Annotated in this window: 7 protein-coding genes; 3 read left to right on the top strand and 4 right to left on the bottom strand. The window is 61.3% G+C overall.

Annotated features, from left to right (window positions below):
* Positions 1-374 precede the first annotated feature (374 nt).
* Positions 375-824, bottom strand: coding sequence for a DUF2283 domain-containing protein (locus tag VFZ66_03825; protein ID HEX6288290.1), 450 nt, complete (start codon positions 822-824; stop codon positions 375-377).
* Here VFZ66_03825 and VFZ66_03830 point away from each other — a divergent pair.
* Positions 811-2,115: a PQQ-dependent sugar dehydrogenase gene (locus tag VFZ66_03830; GenBank protein HEX6288291.1), complete on the top strand. Its 1,305-nt coding sequence runs from the start codon at positions 811-813 to the stop codon at positions 2,113-2,115. The genes VFZ66_03825 and VFZ66_03830 overlap by 14 nt on opposite strands.
* Before the next feature lie 106 nt (positions 2,116-2,221).
* Here the strand turns inward: VFZ66_03830 and VFZ66_03835 are convergent, their stop codons facing one another.
* The 3 genes from VFZ66_03835 to fabF all read right to left on the bottom strand — a co-directional run bounded on the left by VFZ66_03835 (position 2,222) and on the right by fabF (position 5,234).
* A complete protein-coding gene (locus VFZ66_03835) occupies positions 2,222-3,235 on the bottom strand; it encodes an NAD(+)/NADH kinase (protein HEX6288292.1) in 1,014 nt (337 codons plus the stop codon).
* An 8-nt stretch (positions 3,236-3,243) separates the two neighbouring features.
* Positions 3,244-3,681 (bottom strand): PaaI family thioesterase, encoded by a 438-nt coding sequence (locus VFZ66_03840; GenBank protein ID HEX6288293.1) that lies wholly within the window; start codon positions 3,679-3,681, stop codon positions 3,244-3,246.
* Between the two features lie 143 nt (positions 3,682-3,824).
* On the bottom strand, positions 3,825-5,234 hold the full coding sequence (gene fabF / locus VFZ66_03845; protein ID HEX6288294.1) for a beta-ketoacyl-ACP synthase II: 1,410 nt from the start codon (positions 5,232-5,234) through the stop codon (positions 3,825-3,827).
* Between the two features lie 690 nt (positions 5,235-5,924).
* Here fabF and VFZ66_03850 point away from each other — a divergent pair.
* The gene (locus tag VFZ66_03850) at positions 5,925-6,224 is read left to right on the top strand and encodes a Nif11-like leader peptide family natural product precursor (GenBank protein HEX6288295.1); all 300 of its coding nucleotides are present in this window, start codon (positions 5,925-5,927) and stop codon (positions 6,222-6,224) included.
* Positions 6,225-6,435: 211 nt separating this feature from the next.
* Positions 6,436-6,955, top strand: a 520-nt coding sequence (locus tag VFZ66_03855) for a YcaO-like family protein (protein HEX6288296.1), incomplete at its 3' end; no start/stop codon positions are given.

Consider the following 6,955-nt stretch of genomic DNA (forward strand, 5'->3'; position numbering starts at 1 on the left):
TGTACGACGAGCATCCTCCCGCAGACTGACGTAGATTTCTCTGGCGGCGTAGTTTGGAAGGAAGCCCGTCGGCGACATAGGCACCAGCTCTCCGTTGACAAGCTCAGCTTTGCCATGTTCAGAAACGCGGTAGAGATCTTCGATTGTCGCGTGTGTTTTCGCTGCCATACGCTCACCTCACGGGCTTCATCGTACCATATCGCAATCATCGTGATGGGTGCCTCCACCGTCGCCGCAATCCTTGTGCCCGCAGGCGAAGCCCGACCATGCCTTTGCAGACGATACATGGAAGCTGTACGAAAATACGGAAAAAAAGGCGATGAAGATCGTCATTGATGGAAGCAGTTGGATGGAATGCCTGGTTCGCCGATAGGTTAGGCGGCACTTTTGAACATAGCTATCGGCTGGAGCGAGGTGATCGGTATGATCTCCAGGGGAGACGGCCAATCGACCGACAGAGCGAGGATCGTACGGACAGGTTCGGCGCGTAAAATTTCAATGACCAGCGCGCGTAGCTCCGGCGATAGCTCAGCCAGGCCAGTCAGTGAAAAGCTGCGAGGACCAATATCAGTCTGTTGGGCTAATACCGAATAATCGAAGAGCGTCAGGCCAGTAGCGCGGCGCTCCTGCTTTTTGATACGGAGCAAGATATGCTGATTCAATTCAATACCGGTAGCGGCCTCGCCAGGAGCGAACGACACATACAGCGTATCGCTTTCCTCGTCATAGTTCATGGAGCGATTATCGCAGGAGTCGTGTAGACAACCCCAAACATGCGTACAATCAAAGTAATCGCAGAAGGAGACGACGATGAAAGTACGCATGCTCACGCTCTGTCTGGCGCTCGTGCTCGTCGGCTGCTCGATCGGCTCGTCGACGCCGCGCGAGCTAGCCGACGAGCCAGCCGCCCCGACCAGCATCCCGCTTGCCGCAGCGACGGCTACCACGCAGCCGGAAGCAACCACGACGAGCAGCCCAACTCCGTCAGCCGCAGCGACCACAGAGACGACTACCGCGACTACAGAGATCAGCGCCACGCCCACGGCGGCAAGCGAGACAACCCCGCCACCAGCCGCGACGCAGGTCGTCGCGCCGCCGCAGCCGGTGACGCTGCCCCCCGGCTTCGGGATCTCGGTCTATGCCGAAGACCTGGGCCATCCCCGCTTCATGGCCTACAGCCCCGAAGGCGTGCTCCACGTGACCGATCAGAGTGGCGGGCGAGTGCTGGCGCTGCCCGACGCGAACGGCGACGGCGTGGCCGACGAGCGGCAGATCGTCGTGAGCGGGCTGAACCGACCGCACGGCATTACCTTCCACGAGCGCGAGCTGTACGTCGGCGAGACGAACCAGATCGTGAAGTTCGAGCGCGCGGGCGATGGCTGGGGCGATAAAATCATCCTCGTGCCGGATCTGCCGACACGCGGCCACGGCACGCGCACCGTCATCTTCGGGCAGGATGGCAACATGTACGTGTCGATCGGCTCGTCATGCAACGTCTGCAACGAGCAATCGACGCTGCGCGCCGCAGTATGGCAGTATGAGGCCGACGGCTCAAACGGTCGGCTCTACACCAGGGGCCTGCGCAACGCGGTCGGGCTGGTAACGCGGCCCGGCACCGACGAAATCTGGGCCACCAACAATGGCCGCGATATGCTCGGCGACGATCTGCCGCCCGAAACGATCAACGTGCTGGCCGACGGTGCCGATTTTGGCTGGCCGCGCTGCCACGCCGGGCGGCTGGTCGATCCCGATTTCGGCGATCAGGGCGGCTGCGAAGGCGCAGCGCCGCCCATTGTGGAGATGCAGGCGCACTCCGCGCCGCTTGGCCTGCGCTTCTACGACGGACAGATGTTTCCCGCCGACTACCAGGGCAATCTCTTCGTCGCCTTCCACGGCTCGTGGAATCGCAGCGAGCCGACCGGCTATAAAGTTGTGCGGATTGCGGTAGACGCGGCGGGCAAGCCCGGCGAGGTGCAGGATTTCGCTAGCGGCTGGCTTGAGGCGAACGGCGAGAGCTGGGGGCGGCCCGTGGATGTGATCGTCGCGCCGGATGGCTCGCTAATGGTCAGCGACGACGCAGGCGGGCGGATCTACCGGATCTTTTATCAGGGCTGACGACGAAACACGTTGACCGATCGTTTCCCGTCGGGGCACGGCGTGCTGTACACTGGGGCGTATCGCAATACGCCCCAGCCGACGGGTCCCGCCGCATCGCTGGCCGCTACACGCCGGACAGTCCCTCGCCCAACGCTCCCGCCGCCCGATCAGGATCGAACAGGCCGTGCTGCACGCCCAGCTCTAGCGCACGCTGGATCTGCACCAGATGCGGGCCGTGCCGCTCAAACCGCACGTCGATCAGCATGCCGCTGCGCACGATAAGATCGCGCTCGCCGTCCAGCGCCAGCACACACGGCGTCTGCTCGATGCGCACCAGATCGCCGTCGTGCAGCCAGCGATGCGCCCTGATGGCGATCTGCTCGACCACCCCCGGCGCGGTCGGGGCGATCACCCGGCGCTCGCCAGCGCCCAGCATCACCATCAGGCCCAGATCGGGCGCTGGCGGCTGCAACCCAAGGTAGCCAGCGATTGCCGAGAGGCCGATCGTGCCGGGCGTGTGACGGGCGCTGACAAGCTGCCGCACCCGCTCCATCTGCCACACAGCCCGCGCCCCGACCATGCCCTCAAAGCTGACAACATCGATCAGCGCGAGGTCGATCGGCACGTCTTCGCGCAAAATCCGCAGACACGGCGCTTGCGTGATCGCCTCCGCCCCCGCGCCGCGCGCAACGACCGCCGCCGCCAGTCCGGCCAGAGTGCCCTCCACGAACTGCGGAAACGCATTGTTGGTGCCTGTCGAGACGGGCACCAGCGGCGTGTCGCCAGCGCCCTTGGCTGCCGCACGGCAGGTGCCGTCGCCGCCGAGCACCACGATACAGGCAGCGCCGCGCTCACGCAGCGCCTCAGCCGCGCGTGTCGTATCGTCAGGCGAGTCACTGATCGGCAGGTCGAGCGCCCGCAGATCGCCCTGAAGATGCAGCCCATCGACGGCACGACCGACCAGATCGGCGGCGTCGGGCATCCAGCGCACCGCCTCGACGCCAAGCGCCGACAGCCCAATCAGAATGCGACGCACGATATTAATCTTCTCGTGGTCGGGCACCGTCATGCCGCGCGCGACGACCCGCCGAATGTCCTTGCCCGATGCCGGATTGGCGATGATTCCTACCAGACTCATAGCGTTGACTAAAAACCTTCGGCGATCTGCTGTTCGAGCGTCTGGCGCAGCGCGTCGGGCACCCGCATGTACAGCCCGGTCGCCTCGGCGACGACCGTTCCATCGCGCAACTGCGCAAAGCCTTGCAACTCCAGCGCCCGCCCACGATCGCGGACCAGCGTACCGACCACGCGCAACGGCTGGTCGATCGGCGCAGGCTCGCGATAGCGAATCTCGACCCGTCCGCTCATGGCCCACGCGCCGACGGTAAAGCCGACCCGCCCGATCGTCTCGTCGAGCACCGTGAACAAAATGCCGCCGTGGACATAGCCGGGCCAGCCCTGATGTTCGGGCTGCGGCACGAACTCCGTCTCCACCCGCCCATCGATCTCATAGAAGTCCAGCTTCAGCCCGTGCGGATTTTGCTTCCCACAGACAAAGCATGCATTGGAATCTTGTTGCTGCATTGGTCTTTCTTTTCGAGTTTCAAGTTCCAAGTTTCAAATTCTTGGTTCCCGATTTGTTCTCTGTGCGCCGGGCACCCATGCCGGGTACCCGCATGGCACCCGGTTCTTTGCTTGGTTCTCGGTGCTTGGTTCTTGGTTCTGGTTTACTGCTCGTCCAGCCGTCCTTCAAGCTCGGCCTCGATCGCTAGCTCCGCAGGTGACAGCCGCTGATCCTGATACTTCTTGAAGACCAGCGTGGCATTCTGGCCGCCAAAGCCAAACGAGTTCGACAGCGCGATCTGAAGCTCCGCTTTGCGCGCAACATTTGGCACGTAATCAAGATCGCATTCGGGATCAGGCTCTTCGTAGTTGATCGTCGGCGGGATCAGGCCATGCTTCAACGCCATGATCGTCGCCGCCGCCTCCAGCGCGCCCGCCGCCCCGGTCAGATGGCCGGTCATCGATTTCGTGGATGAGATCGCGAGGGTCGAGGCATACTCGCCGAAGACCTTTTTGATCGCCAGCGTCTCCGAGAGATCACCGGCTGGCGTCGAGGTGGCATGAGCGTTGATATAATCGATCTGCTGCGGCGTGACCTTGGCGCGACGTAGCGCGCGGATCATCGCTCTGGCCGCGCCGTCGCCGACCGGATCGGGCGCGGTGACGTGGTAGGCGTCGCTGCTCACGCCATAGCCCAAGAGCTCGGCATAGATGCGCGCGCCGCGCGCCTTGGCGTGCGCCAGCGTTTCGAGCACCAGCACCGCCGAGCCTTCGGCGGGGACGAATCCGGCGCGCGTGGCATCGAAGGGACGCGAGGCGCGCGAAGGGTCCTCGTTGTGCGTGGACAGCGCACGCAGCGCGCAAAACGATGCCAGCGTCAGCTCGCAGATCGGCGCTTCGGCACCGCCCGCCAGCACCACCTCGGCATCGCCCCGCAGCAGCACCTCCGCCGCCTCGCCGATCGCCTGAGCAGACGCGGCACAGGCCGTGGAGATCGTCGAGTTGTAGCCGCGCAGGCCGAGCTGAATGCTCAGCTGGCAGGCGGGCATATTCGGCAGCGCCGAGGTGATATAGAACGGGCTGACCTTGGAGCCGCCTTTGGCGACCATCAGCCGGAGCGTCTGCTCGGTTTCAGGGAGCGCGGTCGAGCCGCAGCCCAGTACCACGCCGATCTCGTCGGCATTGGCGGCATGAATCTCCAGGCCGGAGTCGGCTAGCGCCATGCGGCCTGCCGCCACCGCATAGTGCGATGTGCGCGACATGCGCCGCGCCTCTTTGATATCCATGAACGCGCGCGGATCGAAATCGCGGACGAGGCCCGCCGTATGGCAGGGATAGTCGCGATAGTTCGGCACGAGGTCGTTGTATCCAACACCCGATCGCCCTTTAGAAAGCGACTCCCAGAACGCATCGAGCGTATTGCCGATCGGCGATACCACCCCGATGCCGGTGACAACGATCCGCCGCTGTGCATCCTGCTCGCCGACGAAAGCAGGCTCCGGCTGTGCCAGCGGCTCATCGCCGAGAACTTCGCCGACGATCGTCTCAAGCTGCTCTGCCAACGGCGTTGGCAATATAGGTTCGCGATCTGGCTTGTCGATTGACCTACGCGCCGCTCGCCCCATAATAGTACTCCACACTCTACGTGATGACTCACGCCATGCACTGACGTTACCCGGCATCAGTGCGGCAGATTATAGCACGCACCTTATCCATGCGTGCAAGCGACGACGATACGACAAATTCCAGCTTCAGTCCATAGCATAGTATCTGTGACGGACCCTTTGGCTGCTCGATGCCGACTTTAATACACCATGCGCTTGTTTGACTCTATTACGTTGTGTGATACAATGCGCCAGTACCATCCAGCAGAACTCATCGGCGTTGAAATACGAGTTCATGGCTGGTATTACCCCCCATAATCCATGTACGTTTTTGCTTCCAATCACCATAGCCATAGATGGCGATCGAACTATTCATCTTGCCTGCCAGGCTTCCCTTACTGAAACGTCGTGGACCGTAGTTTACCAATTCCATGTAGCGATCGACTTAGAAGGACGCGAATGGATGCCAGAGCGACTCGCCTGAACTCATTCCGAACGCTCTCTGATCTGCATCATCCTTGCCTGCTCGCCGGTGCAGGCAGTTTAAACGTTCGTGCCCACCATCCGTGCAGACATGTTGATCCGGTAGCGGCAGTATATGTCCAGCAGGGCTGGTAGGTAGGATAACGTATTCGTAAGGTACTACGCAGGAGGTGGCCGATGTCGGTATCAAGCGCGGAGCAGTTCCTCACCCAGCTCGTCAACGATTCCTCGTTTCGTCAGCAGTTCATGGATTTGAAATCCGCCGATACAGTTTTGCAGGCGGCGAAAGACGCCGGGTACGACTTCACGCCGGATGAGATGCGGAGTGTCCTGCAAAACGAGAAGGGCATCGCCGACTTCACCGACGATCAGCTCGACGATCTGGCTACTGCCGGTGCTGCATCCTGGGTTGGGGCTGGTGGCGCTGCCGCTGGTGCAGCCGTCGGCGCTGGTGCCGCCGGTGCGGCCTGTGTCTAAGCCATTCTGACAAAGGTTCGCGGTACGTGGAAGCTGGCTGCGATTCTCTCGCGCAGCCAGCTTCCAGATACGTATAGCCACGCTTATGCCGACGAGCCATTGGCGCACTATTCCTCCAGATTCTACGCTGGTAGAGATACGTGATCCGCCGTGGGCGGAACATTTCCCCGATGCTTGTTAATAGCTGCGCTTTTCGTTGAGGTACTACCTAATGGCAGAGATAGGCAGCACTCCTGATCTGGCAATTCGCTACCGAGACTATTCCTACGCGCTGCACAAACGCTATACGCACGGCAATTCTGACCGCACGCTGCTTCCAGAAGAAACGTTAGACAAAATCAAGCCTCATTTTCCCTCGATCGGGCTGACGCGACTGGGCAATATCACAGGATTAGATCGCGCAGGAATCCCCGTCACCGTCGCCATCCGTCCGAATAGCTATAGCCTGACACAATCAAGCGGTAAAGGAACATCGCTCATAGCAGCTTTGACTTCGGCGGCTATGGAGTCGATCGAATTGTATTGCGCCGAAAATATTCGTCAGAAGCGGATGATCGCAAGCTATAGCGAGGTCAAAACACAGTTTCAGACCATTGACCTGCACAAGATCCATTTTAGCCGTCACTCGCTCTTTCACGTTGATCGCCCGGAAGAATGGCTGATTGGATGGGATATTGCACAGCAGCGAGAAGTAGCTGTGCCCTATCATTCCGTTACACTCGACTTTCGCG

The organism is Herpetosiphonaceae bacterium (genome assembly GCA_036374795.1).
Taxonomy (GTDB): domain Bacteria; phylum Chloroflexota; class Chloroflexia; order Chloroflexales; family Kallotenuaceae; genus LB3-1.